The 20,728-nt window shown below is 58.6% G+C and carries 22 protein-coding genes, 1 tRNA gene and 1 other RNA gene; 18 read left to right on the top strand and 6 right to left on the bottom strand.

The features are described from left to right. The first annotated feature begins 8 nt into the window (after nt 1-8). From AC0V6N_RS07740 to AC0V6N_RS07720, 5 genes are all read left to right on the top strand, one after another. Nucleotides 9-1,367, top strand: a complete 1,359-nt coding sequence (locus AC0V6N_RS07740) for a sensor histidine kinase (RefSeq protein WP_486172446.1) — start codon at nt 9-11, stop codon at nt 1,365-1,367. A gap of 82 nt (nt 1,368-1,449) precedes the next feature. Continuing rightward, a complete protein-coding gene (locus tag AC0V6N_RS07735; protein ID WP_486170998.1) occupies nt 1,450-2,082 on the top strand; it encodes a sigma-70 family RNA polymerase sigma factor in 633 nt (210 codons plus the stop codon). Continuing rightward, nucleotides 2,079-2,990 (top strand): hypothetical protein, encoded by a 912-nt coding sequence (locus AC0V6N_RS07730; protein WP_486170997.1) that lies wholly within the window; start codon nt 2,079-2,081, stop codon nt 2,988-2,990. The genes AC0V6N_RS07735 and AC0V6N_RS07730 overlap by 4 nt, the downstream gene beginning before the upstream one ends. A 129-nt stretch (nt 2,991-3,119) precedes the next feature. Next, complete coding sequence (locus tag AC0V6N_RS07725) at nt 3,120-3,668, top strand: hypothetical protein (RefSeq protein WP_486170996.1); 549 nt, start codon at nt 3,120-3,122, stop codon at nt 3,666-3,668. 155 nt (nt 3,669-3,823) lie between these two features. After that, nucleotides 3,824-4,231, top strand: coding sequence for a hypothetical protein (locus tag AC0V6N_RS07720; RefSeq protein WP_486170995.1), 408 nt, complete (start codon nt 3,824-3,826; stop codon nt 4,229-4,231). Here AC0V6N_RS07720 and AC0V6N_RS07715 read toward each other — a convergent pair. After that, complete coding sequence (locus AC0V6N_RS07715; protein WP_486172445.1) at nt 4,185-4,505, bottom strand: chorismate mutase; 321 nt, start codon at nt 4,503-4,505, stop codon at nt 4,185-4,187. The two genes, AC0V6N_RS07720 and AC0V6N_RS07715, sit on opposite strands and share 47 nt — an antisense overlap. 66 nt (nt 4,506-4,571) lie before the next feature. Between AC0V6N_RS07715 and AC0V6N_RS07710 the strand changes: the two genes are divergently transcribed. Genes AC0V6N_RS07710 through AC0V6N_RS07700 form a run of 3 tightly spaced genes read left to right on the top strand, consistent with a single transcriptional unit; the run spans nt 4,572 to nt 8,347 of the window. Beyond that, nucleotides 4,572-5,582: a polyprenyl synthetase family protein gene (locus AC0V6N_RS07710; RefSeq protein ID WP_486170994.1), complete on the top strand. Its 1,011-nt coding sequence runs from the start codon at nt 4,572-4,574 to the stop codon at nt 5,580-5,582. Between the two features lie 20 nt (nt 5,583-5,602). Continuing rightward, nucleotides 5,603-8,029: an ATP-dependent helicase HrpB gene (hrpB, locus tag AC0V6N_RS07705; RefSeq protein ID WP_486170993.1), complete on the top strand. Its 2,427-nt coding sequence runs from the start codon at nt 5,603-5,605 to the stop codon at nt 8,027-8,029. 39 nt (nt 8,030-8,068) lie between these two features. Then, nucleotides 8,069-8,347 carry an ETC complex I subunit gene (locus AC0V6N_RS07700; protein WP_486170992.1) on the top strand — a complete coding sequence of 93 codons (279 nt, stop codon included), beginning with the start codon at nt 8,069-8,071 and terminating at the stop codon, nt 8,345-8,347. Nucleotides 8,348-8,359: 12 nt separating this feature from the next. On the opposite strand, the gene AC0V6N_RS07695 is transcribed toward AC0V6N_RS07700, so the two are convergent. Together AC0V6N_RS07695 and AC0V6N_RS07690 are read right to left on the bottom strand one after the other, a co-directional pair. Further along, nucleotides 8,360-8,962: a hypothetical protein gene (locus AC0V6N_RS07695; protein WP_486170991.1), complete on the bottom strand. Its 603-nt coding sequence runs from the start codon at nt 8,960-8,962 to the stop codon at nt 8,360-8,362. A 39-nt stretch (nt 8,963-9,001) separates the two neighbouring features. Next, a complete protein-coding gene (locus AC0V6N_RS07690; protein WP_486170990.1) occupies nt 9,002-9,292 on the bottom strand; it encodes a hypothetical protein in 291 nt (96 codons plus the stop codon). 76 nt (nt 9,293-9,368) lie between these two features. Between AC0V6N_RS07690 and ffs the strand changes: the two genes are divergently transcribed. The 8 genes from ffs (at nt 9,369) to AC0V6N_RS07650 (ending at nt 16,319) form a co-directional block, all read left to right on the top strand. Continuing rightward, an RNA gene (gene ffs / locus AC0V6N_RS07685) (signal recognition particle sRNA small type) lies at nt 9,369-9,463 on the top strand. A gap of 22 nt (nt 9,464-9,485) precedes the next feature. Then, a complete protein-coding gene (locus AC0V6N_RS07680) occupies nt 9,486-11,360 on the top strand; it encodes a DNA polymerase III subunit gamma/tau (protein WP_486170989.1) in 1,875 nt (624 codons plus the stop codon). A gap of 16 nt (nt 11,361-11,376) precedes the next feature. Then, complete coding sequence (locus AC0V6N_RS07675) at nt 11,377-11,718, top strand: YbaB/EbfC family nucleoid-associated protein (protein ID WP_486170988.1); 342 nt, start codon at nt 11,377-11,379, stop codon at nt 11,716-11,718. Nucleotides 11,719-11,726: 8 nt separating this feature from the next. After that, nucleotides 11,727-12,080, top strand: a complete 354-nt coding sequence (locus AC0V6N_RS07670) for a hypothetical protein (protein WP_486170987.1) — start codon at nt 11,727-11,729, stop codon at nt 12,078-12,080. Nucleotides 12,081-12,170: 90 nt separating this feature from the next. After that, complete coding sequence (locus AC0V6N_RS07665) at nt 12,171-12,575, top strand: antitoxin Xre-like helix-turn-helix domain-containing protein (protein WP_486170986.1); 405 nt, start codon at nt 12,171-12,173, stop codon at nt 12,573-12,575. A 3-nt stretch (nt 12,576-12,578) separates the two neighbouring features. Then, nucleotides 12,579-13,265 (top strand): RES family NAD+ phosphorylase, encoded by a 687-nt coding sequence (locus AC0V6N_RS07660; RefSeq protein WP_486170985.1) that lies wholly within the window; start codon nt 12,579-12,581, stop codon nt 13,263-13,265. A 106-nt stretch (nt 13,266-13,371) separates the two neighbouring features. Next, nucleotides 13,372-15,783 carry an endopeptidase La gene (gene lon / locus AC0V6N_RS07655; RefSeq protein ID WP_486170984.1) on the top strand — a complete coding sequence of 804 codons (2,412 nt, stop codon included), beginning with the start codon at nt 13,372-13,374 and terminating at the stop codon, nt 15,781-15,783. Between the two features lie 263 nt (nt 15,784-16,046). Then, the gene (locus AC0V6N_RS07650; protein WP_486170983.1) at nt 16,047-16,319 is read left to right on the top strand and encodes an HU family DNA-binding protein; all 273 of its coding nucleotides are present in this window, start codon (nt 16,047-16,049) and stop codon (nt 16,317-16,319) included. Between the two features lie 125 nt (nt 16,320-16,444). On the opposite strand, the gene AC0V6N_RS07645 is transcribed toward AC0V6N_RS07650, so the two are convergent. After that, nucleotides 16,445-17,329: a hypothetical protein gene (locus AC0V6N_RS07645; protein ID WP_486170982.1), complete on the bottom strand. Its 885-nt coding sequence runs from the start codon at nt 17,327-17,329 to the stop codon at nt 16,445-16,447. A gap of 12 nt (nt 17,330-17,341) precedes the next feature. Then, complete coding sequence (gene rlmB / locus AC0V6N_RS07640; RefSeq protein ID WP_486170981.1) at nt 17,342-18,142, bottom strand: 23S rRNA (guanosine(2251)-2'-O)-methyltransferase RlmB; 801 nt, start codon at nt 18,140-18,142, stop codon at nt 17,342-17,344. Between the two features lie 185 nt (nt 18,143-18,327). Here rlmB and AC0V6N_RS07635 point away from each other — a divergent pair. After that, nucleotides 18,328-18,413: transfer RNA gene (locus tag AC0V6N_RS07635), tRNA-Tyr, on the top strand. Between the two features lie 55 nt (nt 18,414-18,468). Next, entirely contained in the window at nt 18,469-19,623 is a 1,155-nt protein-coding gene (locus AC0V6N_RS07630; RefSeq protein WP_486170980.1) for a beta-ketoacyl-ACP synthase III, read from the top strand. On the opposite strand, the gene AC0V6N_RS07625 is transcribed toward AC0V6N_RS07630, so the two are convergent. After that, nucleotides 19,584-20,678, bottom strand: a complete 1,095-nt coding sequence (locus AC0V6N_RS07625; protein ID WP_486170979.1) for a phosphatase PAP2 family protein — start codon at nt 20,676-20,678, stop codon at nt 19,584-19,586. The two genes, AC0V6N_RS07630 and AC0V6N_RS07625, sit on opposite strands and share 40 nt — an antisense overlap. Nucleotides 20,679-20,728 lie beyond the last annotated feature (50 nt).

Here is a 20,728-nt window from a genome sequence, read left to right as displayed (position 1 = left end):
CGACCCTCGTGCCAACGCCGCGCGCCAGCCTTGCGCGGCGCATGGGCTTTATCGCAACCGCGTGGATTATCGTGCTGCTGCTGGGTGGCGGGATTGCGTTGGAACGCACGCTGACAAGCCAAGTCCGTGCGAATTTTGACGAACAGCTAGAATATCAGCTGACCGGTATGATCACCTCTGCCGTGGTCGACCCGTTTGGTGCGGTTTATTTTGAGCGCAGCCTTGGCGATCAACGCTATCTGGAGCCCAATAGCGGTGTCTATTGGCAGATTGACGGCGAAGAATTTGAGCCGTTTCCATCGCGCAGCCTGTGGGATCGCACGCTGACTTTGCGCGGAGTGATCCGGCAGGGCGATGGGTTCGAAGACACGCCCCAATTCTACAATTCCGACCAGTTCGAAGGCGAGCCACTTCGCATTGCAGAGCGGACCTTAATCCTGCCCGGCAGTGAGACGCGCTGGACCTTTGCCGTTGCTAGCGCGACGGAGGAAATGGACGCGCAAATCAGCCGGGTGCGCCTGATCCTGATCTGGAGCTTTGCGGTGCTGGGCCTCGGTCTCATCGTCATGGCGCTGTTGCAAATCCGCTATGGCCTATCGCCCCTTCGCCGTGTGCGCGCTGCGATTTCTCGACTGCGCACGTCTGGCGAAAACCGCATTACAGAGCCTCTTCCCACCGAAGTTTTACCACTGGTGGACGAAGTGAACGCGCTGCTCGAACACACTGAACGTCAAGCGGAAGAGGCGCGAATGCATGCGGGCAATCTCGCTCATGCGCTCAAGACCCCGCTGACCGTGCTGACCAATGCCGCGACCGCGCGCGACCCGAACCTTAATGAAGCGGTCTTCCGCGAAACGCGCACGATGCAGCGCCATGTTGATCACCATCTGGCCCGTGCACGAGCCGTCGGCCGGCGCGCCGTGGGCCAAGCGCGCACTGATGTTCGCCAAAGCGCCGAGGCTGTGCGCCGCGCGGTTGAGCGGCTCTATCCCAATGGGCGGCTGGATATCGCGGGCAGCAAGGATGCGCTAGTTGCGATTGAGCGGCAGGACTTGGACGAAATCCTCGGCAATCTGATCGAGAACGCGGCCAAATATGGCGGTGGCAGTGTGTTCGTGACGCTCGACCATGAACCCGGCAGTCCGCTCTGTCGTATCTGGGTAGAGGATGACGGCATGGGCATCCCCGAAGAAGAGCGCACCCGCATCTTTGACCGCGGCGCGCGGCTCGACACGGGTAAGCCGGGCACTGGCCTTGGCCTTGCCATCGTGCGCGATGTCGCGGAGATTTATGGCGGCTCAATCACGCTTGGCGAAAGCGAGGATTTGGGCGGGTTGTTGGTCGATCTGCGCCTGCCACGGGCGTAAAGGCGCGCCTGATACAGATTTTCGCGAAGGGTATTCGCGGATGGCACGTTTTATTGGTCAAACGGACTGAAAACAGGATTTGATGGCCACTACCAGTACCGGCAGCCCCACCAGTAGTGAGGCCTCAGCCAGCGGCAGCCCCGCTGCGCCTGGTGCTGGGGACGATGCTGCGCTGGTGTTGCGTATTGCAGACCGGGACGAAGCCGCCTTTCGCGCCGCGATCGACACCCATGCAAAGCGGCTTCACGCCATCGCCTATCGAATGCTCAGCCAGCCCCAGGAAGCAGAGGACATCGCGCAGGAAGCCATGCTGAGATTATGGGACCATGCCCCGCGTTTGGCAGCGAATACTGGTGCGCCGGTTCGACTGGGCGCGTGGCTTAAACGTGTGACGATGAACCTTGCGATTGACCGTATCCGCCAAGCCAAGAGGCTGTCAGGTGAGGACGTGCCCGAGCGCGCCGATGACACTCCGCTTGCCGATGCGCAGATGGAGAGCGATCAGGAGGCGGGCACCGCGCGCGCATTGATCGGGGCTCTGCCAGAGCGTCAGCGTGCGGCAATTGTGCTGACCTATTACGAGGAACTGCCCAATGCCGAAGCGGCCGGCGTTATGGATATGAATATCAAGGCGTTTGAATCGCTCCTCCACCGCGCCCGTAGCGCCTTGCGCAAAGCCTTCGAAACGCAAGTTGGGGAGGGAGGAAAGCGATGAGCAACGAAATGCCTCCCTTTGACGCAGCGCTGGAAAAGGCGCTCAGCAACCACCCGGTGCCCGAGCTTTCGGCTGGTTTTGCAGATCGGATTGTAGCGGCGACGCAGGGCAGGGCAGAACCCTTGCCGCAATCGCGGCGCGCGCCTGCTTCGCGCTGGCGTTCTTCGCGGCGGCTGGTGTTCGGCGCGCTTGCGGCGGGCGCGCTGGCTACTACGGCAGCGGCGACCGGCCTGCTTGATGATTTGCCGATAGAGCTGCCCATCGATTTGCCCAGCGCGCAGGAGGTTTGGGAAGCGGTGACTGGCGGAGAAACGGAGCCTGCGCCTGCCCCAATCGCGCCAAGCCCAGAACCAGAAGCGGCCCCCGGCGCGCAAGAATTTGTAATTATTGAAGGGCCGATTGATACCCCTGAGGAGCTTGAGGAAGCATTCCGCCGGGTCGATGAACGGCGCGAGGAGCGCCGCGACACCCGCCGAGGCAATGTCGACCGCCGGATTGATGATGCGATTGAGCGCCGCCGCGAACAGGGCCTGCCCGCGCCCACACCTGAACAAGAGGCGCGCCTGCGTGATCGGATAGAGCGCGTGCGTGAACGCTCGGACGCGCGCAGAGAAGGGCGAATAGAAGAACGCCGCGCCACCATGCGAGAGAGCGTCGAAGGAGGCGAGGCGATTACGCGCGAGGACTTTATTCAGCGCCAGCGCGGCGCAGGTTCTGACACGCCAGTGGCAGACCGGATAGAACGATTACGGCAATTGCCACCCGCAGAACGCCGCGCCCGAATCCGCGAATGGCGCGAGGGTCGGCAAGACCGCTTGCAACAACGTGGCCAAATTCAGCCCGAGATCGAAGCTGAAAGCGAAGGCGAGGACGCTGCAGTCACCGAGTCAGCCGACCCTCCCGAATAGAATTTTTCCTTTTATGCGAAGGGTCGGCGATCCTTGCGCGTCTTGTCTATGTCAGATGAGCGGGTTGGTGGGCTTGCTCGTCTGATCGAATGGAACATGACAGCAATTCGAGGATGAGGAACTACCCCCATGAAAACGCCCCTAACTTTTTTCGCAATAACCGCTTTCGCTGCGACTGGAGCAATCGCTCAGGAGCAGACGCGTACTCGCACTTATGACGGGCCCAATGTCAGCGCGTCGACCACCACTACGATTGATCGCGAAGCTGGAACGGCCACGCGCGACAGACAGGCGACCAACCTCAACAACGGCAACACCGCATCAAGCAGCGCGGTGCGTCAGCGCACGGATACTGGCGCAACGATAGACGCGTCACGCACGGGTCCGCGCGGTCGCACCTCTACGCTTTCAGGAGAGCGCGTTCGCACCGATAATGGATCGACATTCACTGGCAGCGCCACTGGGCGCGGTGGTCGAAGTTATGGTCTGTCGGGTGAGCGCAACCGCGATGGTCAAGGCAATCGCTCTGCCAGCCAGCGCGTGACCAATTCCGATGGCAACACTGTATTTTCTCGGGAACGCAGCCGCACAAGGACAGAAAGCGGTGTTACCCGCAGCACGACGCGCAGCCGTGCGTCCGGTTCCCGCCCCCGTGCTGGCCAACGTCGCCCCCGGTAATCGCGGAAAACCAAAAACCGGGTCCTACCCACCCGGAAAAAAAAAGGGCGCGCAGCTAAGCCCCGCTGCGCGCCCTTTCCCTTTGGAGCGCTGAGTTCAGCCGGTGTTCAATCATCTTGCCCAATCTCAAAGCCATAACAGATGGGGCGAGCACTATGTTCAAGCGTGGATTGATTGCGGCGACCGGGATTGTGATCCTCTCAGGATGCGCAGCTCAAGGCGATGCGCTTTCAGTCAATTCCAGCCCTTACACCGTGCCTGTGAATATTGGCGGGATTGGTGATGATCTGGGCGGACTTCGCTATCCGGGTCGCGGGCGTTTCGCCTATGATGCGAATGGCAACCGGGTGAAACTATCCCGATCAGAACGCCGTCTGCTGCGCGAGCGCTATCGCAATGTGCAGGCTCAGATTGAGCAGAATGAACGCGTTGCCGAGTTTAACGCTGGAAACTCCGGTCCGCCTGAACCCGTGCCAAGCGCTCCTCCGGTAGCGAGGCAAAATGCTGGCGGCGGATCTAGCCTTTCCGAGCCTTCTCGTGGTGGCGGATCACCTCCTCGATAATAAAGCGCAGGAATTTCTCGCTGAATTCCGGATCTAGGTCAGCGGCTTCTGACAAGGCGCGCAGCCGTTCTATCTGGCGCTGTTCGCGCGCAGGGTCAGCAGGGGGCAGAGTGACCTTTGCCTTATATTCGCCCACCGCCTGCGTGATGCGAAAACGCTCCGCCAACATGTGAATGATCGCCGCATCAATATTGTCGATGCTCTTGCGATAGGTAGCCAGGACCGGATCATCTCCGGTGGTGGCATCAGCTGAACTTTGCGTCTCTTGCGGCATATGTGGCAGAATTAGCAGCAATTGAGCGCTTGCCAAGCGCGCGGGGCTGCTCTTATTGCGCTTTTCATGACTGCAGATGTCGTACCCCTCCCGCGCAAGTCCCCCACACTTGATCCGATGCTGGCGCTCACGGCGAGCGGAATGAACTCGGTTAACTCCGTGATCCTTGATCGGATGCAGAGTGAAATTCCGCTTATCCCGCGTCTCGCAGGCCATCTGATTTCAGGCGGGGGCAAACGTTTGCGCCCAATGCTGACGCTCGCTGGCGCTGAGCTGGTTGGCTATCAGGGCACGCGTCATCATAAACTTGCCGCCGCTGTTGAATTTATTCACACTGCGACTTTGCTGCATGATGATGTGGTCGATGGCAGTGAACTGCGCCGGGGTAAGGCTGCGGCCAATATCATCTTCGGCAATCCTGCGACTGTTCTGGTCGGTGACTTCCTGTTCAGCCGCGCATTTGAGCTGATGACCGAAGATGGCTCGCTGCGGGTGCTCAAAATCCTCAGCCATGCCAGCGCTGTGATTGCAGAGGGCGAGGTTTCGCAATTGACCGCACAGCGCCAGATTGAAACCAGCGAAGAGCGCTACCTTCACATTATCGGCGCGAAAACCGCCGCTCTGTTCGCTGCTGCCAGCCAGATCAGCGCAGTGGTGGCCGAATGCTCTGAGGAGCAGGAGCAAGCGCTGGAAGATTATGGCCGCAATCTGGGCGTGGCCTTTCAGCTCGTCGACGATGCGATCGACTACGATTCTGATGCGGCTCAAATGGGCAAGGATCAGGGCGACGATTTCCGCGAAGGCAAGATGACTTTGCCCGTTATCCTCGCACACAAACGCGGGGACGAAGAAGAGCGCAAATTCTGGAAAGCGGCTGTGCAGGGCCATCGCACTTCGGATGAAGACTTTGCCCATGCGGTCTCTCTCATTGAAAAGCACAACGCTTTGGAAGACACACGCGAGCGCGCTCGGCACTTTGCGCAAAGGGCTATCGACGCGATTTCGATCTTCCCCGACAGCAAAGCGCGTGCCGCCATGGGTGAAGCCGCGCAATTTGCGGTCGCGCGCGGTTATTGATCCGCGCTAGGCATCAGGGTGTGACGCCCGAACTTCCCATCAATGCCGTATTGCCGGATATCCGCGCGGGCCTCGCTTCGCGCGGTGCGGCGGTTCTGATTGCCCCTCCTGGAGCGGGTAAGACGACGGCGGTTGCGCCCGATTTGATGGGTGAAGATTGGTGCAATGGCCAGATCATCCTAACCTCTCCGCGCCGTGTCGCCGCGCGCGCTGCGGCCGAGCGGATGGCTGAAATACTGGGTGAAAAGCCGGGTGAAACCATCGGGTATATGACCCGGCTCGACAGTAAGACCTCTGCCAAGACCCGCTTGCTGGTGGTGACAGAGGCAATCCTTGTGAACCGCTTGGTCGATGATCCTGAGCTGCCCGGTGTCAGCGCGATCCTGTTTGATGAAGCGCATGAGCGAAATCTCGATAGCGACCTCGGCCTAGCTCTCGCGTTGGAAAGCCGCGCTGTCCTGCGTGAAGATTTGCGTGTGCTGGTCATGTCAGCAACAATTGATGGCGAACGCTTCGCTAATCTGCTGGGGGAGGGTGCCCCGGTGATCGAAAGCGAGGGGCGCTCTTATCCGCTTGAGATCAAATGGCTCGGCAGTGAGCCTGCGTTGCGCATCGAAGATCAGGTCGCAAATGGCGTGATGACAGCATGGCGAGAGCAAACAGGCGATATCCTCGCCTTCCTGCCCGGTGTGGGAGAGATTGAGCGGACGCGTGAGCGGCTGGAGGCGAAATTGCCTGATACGCCAATCCTTCCACTCCACGGACAGGTGGAACCCGCCGCACAGCGTGCTGCAATCCGGCGTGACGCAGACGGAAAGCGGCGAGTGGTGCTGGCAACGGCCATCGCGGAAACCTCTCTCACATTGGATGGCGTGTCGGCGGTGGTTGATGGCGGGCTGGCGCGTTTTGCCGAACATGACCGGGCCGCTGGTACCACGCATCTCGTGACGCGGCGCGCTTCGCAAGCAGCAGCAGCGCAAAGGGCCGGGCGCGCGGCACGGCAAGGGCCGGGATTTGCCTATCGCTTGTGGGAGGAGGGCGGCCATTTGGGACGGCCAGCCTTCGCTCCGCCTGAGATTGAGACGGCGGACCTCACAGCGCTGATCCTCAAGCTTGCCAAATGGGGTACAGCCGACCCGCGAGAATTGCGCTGGCTCGACGCGCCGCCCGCCGCTTCGGTGGAAGCAGCGCGTTCAGCCTTGGTGGCACTTGGCGCGTTGGATGAAGCGGGTCGCATTTCGCGATGGGGTGAGAGAATCGCAGCCATGCCGATGTCTCCTGATCATGCTTCGGCCGTGCTGCACGGCGCGAGAAGCGGTCAGAGCGAAGAGGCGGCGCGGCTTGTGATGCTGCTTCAAGAGCGCGGGCTGGGCGGGCGCAGCGAAGATTTGGCACAGCGCTTGAACGGCTGGCGCAATGACCGCTCCCGCCGGGCGAGTAGCGCGGCTCGCATCGCGCAAGGGTGGAGCAAAAGTGCGAGTAAACTGGTGGGCGAGGGAATGCGTGAAGACTTCATCCCCGCTGAATGCCTTGCCCTTGCGCGGCCTGATTATGTCGCGCGACGACGCGGGAGTTCGGGCGGCCAATGGATCAGCGCAGGTGGGCGCGGGTTTGAGCTTGATCCCGCTTCGCCGCTTGCGCGGGCAGAATGGATCGTGATTGGCGATGCACAAGGCCGGGCGAAAGGCGCCCGCATCACGGCAGGGATCGAGCTGGAATTGGCGCAGGTCGAGCGGCTGTTTGCCGACACTTTGCAAGAACGCACTTACGTCCGCTGGAATGCCGATAAAGCCCGTGCTGAGGCACGGCGAGAACGGCGGCTGGGTGCGATCGTCCTCTCAACCGCGCCTGATCCTAAACCCGATCCTGCCTTGTTCCTCGACCTGCTCAAGGCAAAGGCGCTGGAGGATTTGGACGCGCTGTTACCGCCCGGCTTTCTTGCGCGTGGAGAATTTGCTGGGGTGGAGGTTCTTGCTCGCGATGCTTTGCACAAGCAGGCCGAGATGTGGCTTGATCCCTTGCTCGAAGGCAGGCGCGATCTCGATTTGAAGCCAGAAAAATATGCAGAAGCCGCGCTCGCCACGCTCGATTGGGATGCGCGCCAACGCTTCGACAAGGCTGCTCCAACCCACTTCACCTCGCCTGCGCAGACCCGCCATGCGATCGACTATGCGGGCGATGACGCGCCCAGTGTTGAGGTGCGCGTGCAGGCGCTGTTTGGCCTCGATGCGCACCCCATGATTGGCAACACACCTTTGCTGCTCAAGCTCACCAGTCCGGCTGGTCGCCCAATCCAATCCACCCGCGATCTGCCCAGTTTTTGGCGCGGAAGCTGGGCGGATGTCGCTAAGGATATGAAGGGTCGCTATCCAAAACACCGATGGCCGGAGAACCCCTGGGTTGAAAAGCCGAGCCTAAAGACAAAGAATGCCTTCAATCGAGAGTAGCTTTCGACTAATGGAGCGCCTCTGCAAGGAATCACGAAAATGTCGGCAAGAATTTACCAGCAACCCAAAAGCGCAATGCAATCAGGCAAGGCGAAGACCGATGTCTGGGTGCTTGAATTTGAACAAAGCGAAGCGCGCAAGCCCGACCCGCTGATGGGCTGGACCGGCAGCGGCGATACGCAGGCGCAGGTGAAACTCAACTTCCCGACCAAGGAAGCGGCCAAGGCCTATGCCGAGAAATACGGCATCACCGCGCGCGTGCACGCAACGCCAGCAAAGAGCGTGAAGATTCAGGCCTATGCCGACAATTTCAAATAATCTGACGCAAGCTTAGCCGATAAAGCTAAGGTCGCCGCGCTCATAGGCGGTGCGACAATCGGTCGCATCGGCGCGGATGTCGGAATCGAGCAACGGCGTGTCGGTCATGCCCGGACCGCGAAAACGCGGATCATCGCATTCGCCATCATTGGCCCACTGGCTCGAATCGTCGCCGAAATCGATATTGTTTGGCTCAGCGCGCAGTTGGATCTGGCCTGCGTTGTAGAGGTCGCGGCAATCATTGGCGTCGCGCATTGTGTCTTCGTCGAGCAAGGTCGTCGCCATACCGTTTCCGCGAAAGCGCGGGTCGTCGCATTCGCCATCATTGGCCCAAGCGCTGGAATTGTCGCCAAAATTGACAGCGGACGGGTTGCGCAAGCGGATTTGCCCGGCGTTGTAAAGAGCACGGCAGTCGTTTTCGTCGCGCATCGTGTCTTCATCCAGCAGTGTGGTCGCCATGCCATTGCCTTCGAAACGCGGATCATCGCATTCGTCATCATTGGCCCAAGTGCTGGAATTATCGCCGAATTGAACGTCGGCTTGCAGCGCGTGAACCGGCATTGCCAAAGCTCCTGCGGCCAAGGTTGCGATGCAGATTTTTGTGATTTTGATCATGTCTTGTCTCATCCTGAATGCGTGAAAAGGGCGCTTGGATCACTCGATCAGCGTCAGATCACCGTTTTCGTATGCAGTCCTGCAATCGGTCGCATCGGCCATCTTGTCTTCGTCGAGCAGCGGCGTTGCGGTCATACCCGGCCCTTTAAACCGCGGATCGTCGCACTCGCCATCATTGGCCCATTCACTGCTATCATTGCCAAAGTTTACAGAGCTTGCATCTGGGGCGGCCGCGCGCTCTTCTTGGGTAAGCTCGGATGTGTCTCCGCCTGTCACACCGCCGCAGGCAGCAAGTGGCAGGATAGCGAGTGTTGCGAAAAGTACGCGCATGATGATTTGTTCCCCTCGTTTGATTTTTCGACAATAAAGCGGGTTGTATTACCAAAGTCTATCGCCATAATTGTGGTTGGGAGTCGGGTGGACGTTTGCGTTCGCTCACCGGGTCAGGTCCGGAAGGAAGCAGCCCAGGTGAATTGCGGCGGGTCGCTCGGCTCCTTTTTCCAACATTCTGTTGAAGACCGCGATGACAAAGCGCGCCTGTGCGCCTAGTCTCGCGCCTGTGACTGATTCCGATCCAGATATGCCCGAAGGCAACCCAGAGAATGGGGAGGAGAATGCTCCTACAGCGGCTGAGTTAGAGGCTGCGGGGCAGAACTCTATGTTTGGTGGTGGAGATTTGGGCGCGCCTCAAGAGCCGACGCCTGAGCCAACCCCGACGCCAGCCCCAGCTCTGACGCCTGCTCCCGCTCCAGCAGCTAAAACTCCGGATGCGGACACAAGCCAGCCTTACCGCGTGTTGGCGCGCAAATATCGTCCGCAAACTTTCAGCGAGCTGATCGGTCAGGAACCGATGGTCCGCACGCTCGGCAATGCGATTGAGCGGGATCGGCTCGCGCATGCGTTCTTGATGACCGGGGTGAGGGGTGTCGGCAAAACCTCGACGGCGCGGCTCATCGCAAAGGCGCTCAATTGCATCGGGCCCGACGGCAATGGCGGGCCGACGATTGATCCATGCGGGCAATGCGATTTTTGCCAAGGCATCGCGGAGGGTCGCCATATCGACGTGATCGAGATGGACGCCGCCTCCAACACCGGTGTTGACGATGTGCGCGAGATTATCGAGCAGGTGCGCTACGCCGCCGTTTCAGCGCGCTATAAAATCTATATAATTGACGAAGTTCACATGCTGTCACGCAACGCCTTCAATGCGTTGCTAAAGACACTTGAGGAACCGCCTGCGCATGTGAAGTTCCTCTTCGCCACCACTGAAGTTGAAAAGCTGCCAGTGACGGTGCTCAGCCGCACACAGCGTTTTGACTTGCGGCGTATCCCAGCCGAGCTCCTCGCTAGCCACTTTGCCAAGGTGTGCGGATTGGAAGGGGTTGAGGCTGAGGAAGAGGCGCTGCGCATTGTTGCTGCTGCTGCCGAAGGATCCGTACGCGATGGTCTCTCGATCCTCGATCAGGCGATTGCCCATGCCGACATGGATACCGATGGCATGGTCACAGCAGAGCGCGTGCGCGATATGCTCGGCCTTGCGGATAAGAGCGCGCAAAGGCGGCTGCTCGGTCATCTGCTAGGCGGTGATGCAAAGGCGCTGCTCGAAGGCATTGCTGAGCAATATTCGCTGGGCGTTGAACCACTCGCGCTGATGCGCGCGCTGATGGATTTGGTGCACCGGGTGACGGTGGCGCAGGTGTCCGGCGGCGAACCTGACGCGCCAAGCGAGGAAGAACGCACCGCTTTGGCTGAATTCGCGAGCAGACTTGGCGCGGCTGAACTGCACCGCCTGTGGCAATTGCTGCTCAAGGGCCACGAGGAAGTGCGCGCCAGCCCTGATCCGCTTGTCTCGCTTGAGATGGCGTTGCTGCGGGTGATGCACGCATCGCAAATGCCCGATCCGGGCAAATTGCTCAAACGGATGGAAGAGATCGCGGCGTCCGGTCATGCGCCTTCTGCTGCAACCGCTTCGGGTGAGGGCCAGTCCAGCGCTCCTTCATCGTCAGCGCGGATGGATTGGGGCGCTTTGGTCGATCAGATAGACAATTCAGGCCAGCTGCGCGTTGCGCAAATGATGCGCGACCGCGTGCGAGTTATTGAGCTTCGCCCAGAGCATCTTATCTATGAGAGGGCGGACAATTTTTCCGACGATCCCTCGCCGGATATTCGCGATGCCCTGTTCAAACTGACCGGCAAGCGTTGGCTGGTGGAGACAGGAAAAGGTGAGACCCAGCCAAGTCTTCGCGAGACCGAAGAAGCCGCAGCGAATGCGGCGCGCGAACGGATTGAGGCGCATCCCATGGTGAAGGCCACCAGAGAAGCCTTCCCCGATGCCGAATTGATTGACCCCCAAGACAATGTCGCGCGCGCTGCTGGCGCTGGCGGCAAATGGAACTGAAGAAGGAACCCTCCCCATGAAAAGCATGGAAGAAATGATGCAGGCCGCTCAGCAAGCAGCCGAAACCATCCAGAACCAAATGAACGACATGCAGGTCAAGCTCGACGCGATTGAGGTAGAGGGCAGTGCAGGCGGTGGTTTGGTGAAGGTACGCGCCTCTGCAAAGGGCCGTATTCTGGGCGTCAGCATCGATGACAGCCTGATGGTCAAAGAAGAGAAAAACATCGTCGAAGACCTCGTCACCGCCGCCTTCAACGACGCGCGTGACAAGGCGGACCGCGTGTCAGCCGAGCAAATGAAAGAGATGCAAGGCTCCATGGGCTTGCCACCGGGGTTCAACCTGCCCGGCATGGGGTAATACCTTCAATGGCCTGCCGCGCAGATTGCTTGATAGAGGCAGAACCAGAGCGCTTCGTTTCGCGTCCGTTGCGCGAGGTAATGGAGCTAGTCGCAGAGCTTGAGCGAGATGATATGGGCCATTGGTGGCGCATGGAGCTCGCATGCCGGGATTGTGGTCAGCACTATTTCTATGAATTCTTTGAACGGATTGATTGGGAAGGCGGCAATGATCCGCAATTGACGACTTACGTTCCGATCAAAGATGGATCTGAGATCGAGCCACTGATGAAGTGTCAACCCGGCTTTGTGATACCCAGCGGACGGCATCTCAGAGCTTTTTGGCCTTCTAAGGGTGATTGCGTCATTGGCTGGGCCGGGTAGCAGCGATCATTATTGGTTTTGGCGTAAATCCACCCAAATCTTGACAAATGTGCATTTTCTGCACATATGGTGGTCAGGAGGCCAATCACGGTGACAAAGCAAGCATTCGAAGTCAAAAATGCAGGCAAGCCAGAGCTTTCTCGGCGTGATTTGACCGGGCCTGCTTTGCGCACCTTTTTCAGTATCGCGAAAGCGTGGGGGCTTAATGAGCCTGAGCAGATGCGGCTGCTTGGCCTTGATAGCCGGTCCACTTTGCAAAGTTGGAAGCGGGGTAAGGTGAGCGCGCTTTCCAAGGATGCGTTGGAGCGGATTTCCTATGTGCTGGGCATCTATAAGGGACTGCAAATCCTGCTGCCAAAAAGCGCCGATGATTGGGTGCGAAAGCCCAATGCAGCGCCTGTGTTCGCTGGCGCATCGGCGCTTGACCGGATGATGTCGGGCAATGTCGCGGACCTTTTTGTGGTGCGCCAATATATTGACGGGCAGCGGGGTTGAGGGGTGAAAACCACGCTAAGCCGGGTTACTTGGCAGCCGACCTATCGCATCATCCCCAGCCGCTTTCCGCCGATTGACCTGTTTGAGAAAGTCGCAGACCCGGCCGATCTCGAAGCGGTTTTCCAGATTGAGGCCATTACTAATGCGAGACTTCGCGATGAGGTTGGGCAGATTGAATTGATCCCTCCAGAAGACCGCGTCTCAGGACCGGGTACATCGCCCATCATGGCGGCCTTTACCCACATTGCGCCCGATGGCGCGCGCTTCACCGATGGGACATTCGGCGCCTATTACTGCGCAAGAGAGCTCGATACGGCGGTGGCTGAGACCCGGTATCATCGCGAGAATTTCCTGCGAGCCACCAATGAGCCTGCTCAAGATATCGATATGCGGGTCTATGTGGCGGACGTGGATGCAGAGTTGATTGATTTGCGCGGGCAGCGGGACGACTTGCCCGACCTATACACGCCTGACGATTATTCCGCCTCGCAGAGCTTTGCTCGTCAGCAGCGCGATCTGGGCGTTGACGGAATTGTCTATGGAAGCGTGCGCCATGATGGCGGGGAATGCGCCGCTATCTTTCGACCGCGCCTCCTCTCCAATTGTAGGCAGGAACGCCATCTTGCCTATGTCTGGGACGGCACGCGGATCGCCAATATTTATGAAAAGGCTGAGTTTGGGCTCAATTGAGGGGGCATCCACAACCTTCCTCGCCTTCGCCATTGCAGGTCTCCGGGCCACTACCCATATTCCTCGTCAAACGGAGCGTCCAAATGACGCCCAAGGACATATGAATATGACACAGCATTTCCCCCTTCTCCCCCTTCGCGACATCGTCGTTTTTCCCGGCATGGTCGTGCCGCTGTTTGTGGGCCGCGACAAATCGGTCGCCGCGCTTGAGGCGGCAATGGAGGCCAGCAAGGATATCTTCCTGCTCGCCCAGCTTGATCCAGGCTGCGATGATCCAGAGGGCGTGGACCTGTATGATGTGGGCGTGGTGGCGCAGGTGCTCCAACTGCTCAAATTGCCCGATGGCACAGTGCGCGTGCTGGTAGAGGGCACAATGCGCGCCAAGCTCTCATCTCTGCGGGCGCAGGACGATTATGTGCTGGCAGAGATTGATATTCAGGAGCCTGAAACTGTCGCGGGCACCGAAGTCACCGCATTGATGCGGCAGGTGACGGATCAGTTTGGCGAATATGCCAAGCTCAATAAGAAAATGGGCGATGAGACCAATGTCGACCTCACCGATATTGATGATGCGGGCCAGCTAGCGGACACGATCGCGGCCGCGCTGAATGCCAAGGTTTCTGATAAGCAAGCGCTGCTGACAGAAGCGAGCCCGCTCAAACGGCTTGAGCTTGTGATGGCGCATATGGAAGGCGAATTGTCCGTGCTTCAGGTGGAGCGCAAAATCCGTGGCCGGGTGAAGCGGCAGATGGAGAAGACACAGCGCGAATACTACCTCAATGAACAGCTGAAAGCGATCCAGTCAGAATTGGGCGGTAGCGACGATGGCGAGGGCGATGAGATCGCCGAGCTGACGGAGAAGATTGAGAAAACCAAGCTTTCCAAAGAAGCCAAGACCAAAGCTAAAGCCGAGCTGAAAAAGCTCAAAGGCATGCAGCCCATGAGCGCTGAGGCGACTGTGGTTCGCAATTACCTCGACATTCTGCTCGGGCTGCCATGGGGCAAGAAAAGCAAGGTCAAGAAAGACATCGCAAAAGCGCAAGAGGTGCTGGATGCCGATCACTATGGCCTGGAGAAGGTCAAGGATCGCATCATCGAATATCTCGCGGTGCAGGCGCGCACCAACAAGCTTAAGGGTCCGATCCTGTGCCTTGTTGGCCCTCCGGGTGTGGGTAAAACTTCGCTTGGCAAGAGCATCGCCAAGGCGACGGGCCGTGAATTCGTGCGTCAGTCGCTGGGCGGCGTGCGTGATGAAGCGGAAATCCGCGGTCACCGTCGCACATATATTGGCTCAATGCCGGGCAAGATCGTCTCCAACCTCAAGAAAGCTGGCACAGCGAACCCGCTCTTCCTGCTCGATGAGATTGATAAGCTGGGTCAGGATTTCCGCGGCGATCCCGCATCCGCTCTGCTCGAAGTGCTCGATCCTGAACAGAACAACAAGTTTCAGGACCACTATCTGGAGCTCGACCTCGACCTTTCAAACATTATGTTTGTGACAACCGCAAACAGCCTCGACCTGCCGCAGCCATTGCTGGATCGGATGGAGATCATTCGGCTGGAAGGCTATACCGAGGATGAAAAGGTTGAGATTGCCACGCGTCACCTGATCCAGAAACAGGTCGATGCGCATGGGTTGAAGGACGGCGAATTTGAGCTGACCGAAGCGGGCCTTCGCGATTTGATCCGTTACTACACCCGCGAAGCTGGCGTTCGTACGCTGGAGCGCGAGATTGCGCGGCTGGCGCGTAAGAGCCTTCGCAAGATACTTGAGAAGGAAGCGACCTCGATCACGATCACGCCAGATAACCTTGGCGACTTTGCAGGCGTGCGCAAATTTAAGCACGGCATGAGCGAAGACGAAGCGCAGGTTGGCGCGGTGACGGGCCTTGCCTGGACCAGCGTTGGCGGAGAGCTGCTGACTATCGAATCTGTCACGACTCCGGGCAAAGGTGAGGTCAAAACCACCGGTAAACTGGGCGACGTAATGCAAGAAAGTGTATCCGCGGCCTTTTCTTTCGTGAAAGCGCGCGCGCCGTCCTACGGCATCAAACCCTCGCTGTTTCAGCGCAAGAATGTGCACATCCACTTGCCCGAAGGCGCGGTCCCCAAAGACGGTCCGAGCGCGGGTGTAGGCATGGTAACTTCCATCGTTTCAACGCTGACAGGCGCTGCTGTACGGCCCGATATTGCGATGACGGGTGAGGTGACTTTGCGTGGCCGTGTGCTTGCCATTGGTGGCTTGAAAGAGAAGCTTCTTGCGGCGTTGCGGGGTGGGATCACGACGGTTCTCATCCCGGATGAGAACGTCAAAGACCTCGCGGAAATCCCTGAAAACGTGAAGGAAGGCTTGGAGATCATTCCGGTCAGCCATGTTGATCAAGTGCTGGAAGAGGCCTTGGTTGAAATGCCTGCGCCGATTGAATGGACCGAAGCCGACGATCTGGCGTCGCAGCCGGGCGGTCAGCCGCAAAGTGGCGGCGCCGGGGCAGGTTCGGACGTGCCAACCGCGCATTGATCCGCTAGACCGCGCTGGCTTGTCGCGAATCGCGGCAGGGTCGCTTAGAAAAACGGGCTCTTGCTGAATGTCAGCCGGACCGGCTTAACATGGTTAACAGACTTCGGTTCACCGCGTTAACGTTGCCCTAGCGTAAAAAAGCGCGCTTTTCCGGGCGATTTGCCTTTGACAGCCCTCGCAAAAAGGTCTCAATCTAGAGGCTTACGTTGGTGGGCGATTTACATTTTGATACGAGTGCGTTTGAAAACGAGGGGAACGTTACAATGAACAAGAATGATCTGATCGGCGCAGTTGCCGAGTCCAGCGGGCTTTCTAAGAATGATGCATCTAACGCAGTGGAAGGTGTGTTTGATGCAATTCAGAAAGCGCTCGCGGGCGGTGACGAAGTGCGTTTGGTCGGGTTCGGCACATTCGCAGTGGCGAAGCGCAAAGCTTCGATGGGTCGCAACCCTCGCACTGGCGAACCAATGCCGATTAAGGCTTCGAACCAGCCAAAATTCAAGGCCGGTAAGGGTCTCAAGGACGCGGTCAATTAATCTGACTGTCTGAAGTTAACGACCAGCGTTTGTGCAAAACGCTGCAAAAAAGATCAAAGCCCTGCCCGTGGTCAAACACCGGCAGGGCTTTTTCGTTCGGTCGATCTAGCGCAACTCAGCGCGTTTTAGCGCGACATGTCGATCAGCGCAGTTGGCGCTTCGGTTGTGCTGTTAGACACGTCCCATGTCAGAACCTCGCCGCGCGCCTCAACATTCGCGCCCTCATCGGTGTTGTTGGCGCGGATATTGCCATTGGTGACGATGGTGAAAGTGCCCTCGATCTGCGGAATGTTTGGCATCTCGTCGCCGCCCGCTTCCTGATTGCCAAGCGCAGAAAGGCTGGCAAGCCCGGCCATACCGCCGAGCATTTGCGCCATGATCGGATCAGACCCGCCCTGTGCCCCGAAACCTGGAGCATTCACCCGAACCACATCGCCATCGCGCAGGTGAATTTGCACAAACGGATTGGTGGTGGGAAAGCCCTCAATAGATGGGAACATGAAATCGTGATTGAGCTCGCTGCTTACTGAATAGCTCACGTCAAACACGCCTTCGCCCTTATCGACGACACGGCTCCAACCTTCCTGTCGCTCTAGCAGTCGGGCAAGTTCGACGGTGGCTTCGGGATCGGATGGGTCAATGCCGCCCATCATCGCTGACATTTGCTGCGCCTGCATCGCTGCCTCCGCTGCGCGTTCATCGGCGGCTGCATCCCACGCGGCGCGCTGGCTGGAGAGCTCATTCGCTGTGCATTCGCGCGGCTCATAATCGATCTCATCGACATAGCAGGGCTCAGCCACAAATTCCTCGGTCGCAGCGCCCATTTCGGCAAGGCTGGAGAGGCCAAGGAAGAAAATCTCGCCTTCATAGGTGAAGGAGAAGCGGTTCTCTTCAGTGAGGACCAGCTCAGAGGTGAACTTGCCTGGCGTGATCAAACAGCCGGTGAGCGCCAGCGAAAAGCAAGCGAGCAGCGCTGCGCCCTTCATACGTGCTGAGTTCAAGATCATCATATCTACCCCCTGTTAATCGCCTGCCTGCCGTGTCGCGGCCGCATAAAGTGCAATTGCTGCTGCATTGGAAACGTTAAGACTCTCGATACTCGAAGAGATTGGCAGCCGCGCCAATGCATCGCAATGCTGCGCGATATTGTGCCGCAATCCTTCTCCCTCTGCACCCATGACAATGGCAAGAGCGCCTGTTGGCAGGCTTTCGGCAAAGGTCGCCTCGGCCTCTCCCGCCATGCCGATCCGCCAATATCCGGCATCAGCCAACTCATCGAGAGCGCGGGCAAGGTTGACGACGCGCACCCATGGCACGGTTTCAAGCGCGCCTGAGGCGGACTTTGCGATCACGCCGCTTTCGGGCGGAGCATGGCGGTCTTGGGTGACGATACACGCCGCGCCGAATGCCGCAGCGGAGCGCAGGATTGCGCCGACATTATGCGGATCGGTAACTTGGTCGAGGATCACCACTGGGCGGGCAGGATCGCCGGTCGCAACATCATCCAGGAAGCAGTCCTCCAGCGGCTCACATTCCAGCACTAGGCCCTGATGTGGAGCGTCTTTCGCGACAAGCCGGCCCAAATCCGCGACTTCTGCGCGCTCAATCGGAAAATTGTCGGGCAGATCGCCATCGAGGCTGTCGATCCCATCGAGAGTTGCCCACAATTTGCGGTGCTGGCGCGCCGGGTTCTTCAGCGCAGCCTCGACCGGATGGCGGCCCCAGATGCGCACCGTGCTAGGCGTACCCTTGCCAGAGCCACGCCCGCCTTTCATCCGTCCAGCCCGCCCGCGAAGCGCGCGTTTGCGGTCACCTTTTGCCATTTTGAGTTCTTTCCTTTGGCCTTCTTTGGGCTTGGTTTTCGTATTTCAGGGGCTCCCCTGCCAGCACGCCCATTGACAGGCAAGCGTCGCTTCGCCAAAGGGGCGCCTCTCGGCAGCAAGGCCTTATCGGTTTTGCGTCTTTCTAAGAGCGCTTTTGAACGCGTTTTTCGAAACAAGCCATGTGTGGACAGGTGGCCGAGTGGTTAAAGGCAGCAGACTGTAAATCTGCCCGCGCAAGCGTACGCTGGTTCGAATCCAGCCCTGTCCACCACCGGCTCTCACCAAATGCTTGCAGCCCCAATGTCGCGTCCCTATTCATGCGCGCTATGCAAAACTCCCCAGAAGTCACAGACGCTCTCACCGGCCGCCCGGTCATTTCCGCAACGGGCCTGTTCACCCCATCAGAATCGATCACGAACGAAGAACTGGTCGCCAGCTTCAACGAGTATGTCGACCGTTTCAACGCCGCCAATGCCGATGCAATCGAGGCGGGCGAAGTTGAAGCGCTGACCTATTCCAGCGTCGAATTCATCGAAAAGGCGAGTGGGATCAAAGCGCGCCACGTGATGAGCAAGACGCCGATCCTTGACCCCGACATCATGATGCCGCGCTGGGAAGAGCGCACCAATGAAGAATTGTCGATGATGGCAGAGATTGGCGTGAAGGCTGCCAAACAAGCGCTGGAGCGGGCAGGTCGCAAACCTGAAGACATTGACGCAGTGCTGTGCGCGGCCTCCAATATGGAGCGCGGCTATCCTGCCATGGCGATTGAGATTCAGCAGGCGCTGGGCATTGATGGCTTTGGCTTTGATATGAATGTCGCGTGTTCGTCTGCGACTTTTGGCATTCAAACCGCGGCCGATTATGTGCGCGCGGGCAATGCGAAAAGCGTCCTCGTGGTCAGCCCTGAGATCACTTCAGGCCATCTCAATTGGCGCGACCGGGACAGCCATTTCATCTTTGGCGATGTGGCAACGGCTGTGCTGGTCGAGGATTCGAGTATGGCTCCGGCAGACCACTGGGAAATTCTGAGCACCAAACTCAAAACCGTTTTCTCGAACAACATTCGCAACAATTTCGGCTTCCTCAACCGCGCTGCGCCTGAAAATGCAGGGAATGCGGATAAGCTTTTCGTCCAAGAAGGGCGCAAAGTGTTCAAGGAAGTCGTGCCGATGGTCGCACAGATGATCATTGATGAGGCGGAGAAGCTTCAGATGGACCCCGCCACCCTACGTCGTCTTTGGCTGCATCAGGCCAATGCCGGGATGAACCGTCTGATTGCTCAACGTGTGTTGGGGCATGAGGCGAATGATGATGAAAGCCCGACCGTGCTCGACACTTATGGCAACACCTCAAGCGCTGGCTCTATCATCGCATTCCATAAGAACAGCGATGATTTGGCTAGCGGCGATACCGGGCTGATTTGCAGCTTTGGTGCTGGTTACTCAGCGGGCACAGTGTTCGTGCGCAAGGTCGCCTGATCGCGGGCCGCTGACCATTTGTCCCAGCCGGTGATGATGGCCTGAGACAGCTTCCAGATCACCGCAACGGCGATCAGTGAGACCAGCCCGTCGACCGCATAATGGTAGGCGAGGTGGACGCTGCTGATCCATGTGATGAAGAAGAACACGCCAAAGAACACGCCCCAGCCTTTGTGTACGCGGCGCATTGCGATCCAATAGAGGAATGCGATGGCGCAGTGCATGCTGGGCATGGCGGTGATCCCGCTGCCAAGGCCGTTTTCCGCCTTGCCATACCATTCCAGCAGCATTTCCTGCACCGGCAGCACCATGATCGGCACCTGCTCATTCGCGGCATAGAGATACGCCATTTGCGCATCGAAAGTACTGTCACCTAGCATGGGGCCGACAAAGCACGGGCCAACGGATGCCAGCCACGTCGCCATCGCGCCGCCCACCAGCGTCCAACTGAGCACATAGGAAAGAAAGAACTGCCGCCGCACGGTGCTATCCATGCGGGCAAAGGCAAAGAACATGACGCCCGGATAGAGCAGCAGGAACCACAGCTGATAAAGCAGCGCGAGGAACGCGGTGACAATCGGATAGCCAAGCGCCGGTTGCAGCACTTGCCATGCGTCATAGCCAAAGAAGATCGCGCGGTCCCATGCGATGAAGCTCGCATCCCAAGTGTAATCGTTGAACAGCGGGATCGCCGATTTCATCTTTGAGAAATAGGGCAGCAGCACAATCGCAATGGCCAGCATTGGCAGGCCAGCGGCCAGCGGCTTTGTGAATTTGGGCGCGGAATAGCGCGCTTTAAGATGGGCAACCGGGCTTTGCGGGCGATGTTTGTAAAGCTCGCGCGCGGCATCCCAGCAGGCCAGTACAACCACGAACATAAAGAAGATCTGCGCATTGGCGATGATCCCACCAATGCCGGGATTGACCCCTTTCCAGGCGAGCAGCGACAGGCACAATGCCATCAACGTGCAGCCAATGGCAAAGATCGGCACTTCGCTAAACCAGCGTTTTGCCGGTGCAATGGCAGTGTCAGCGGAGAGAGTGGCCGTTGTCATTGGCGGGTACGTGATCCTTGCGAAGATGCGCTTTGAACCCTCGCAATTAA

The sequence above is a fragment of the Erythrobacter sp. S57(2025) genome (assembly GCF_057365055.1).
This window is presented reverse-complemented; position numbering and strand designations above follow the sequence as displayed.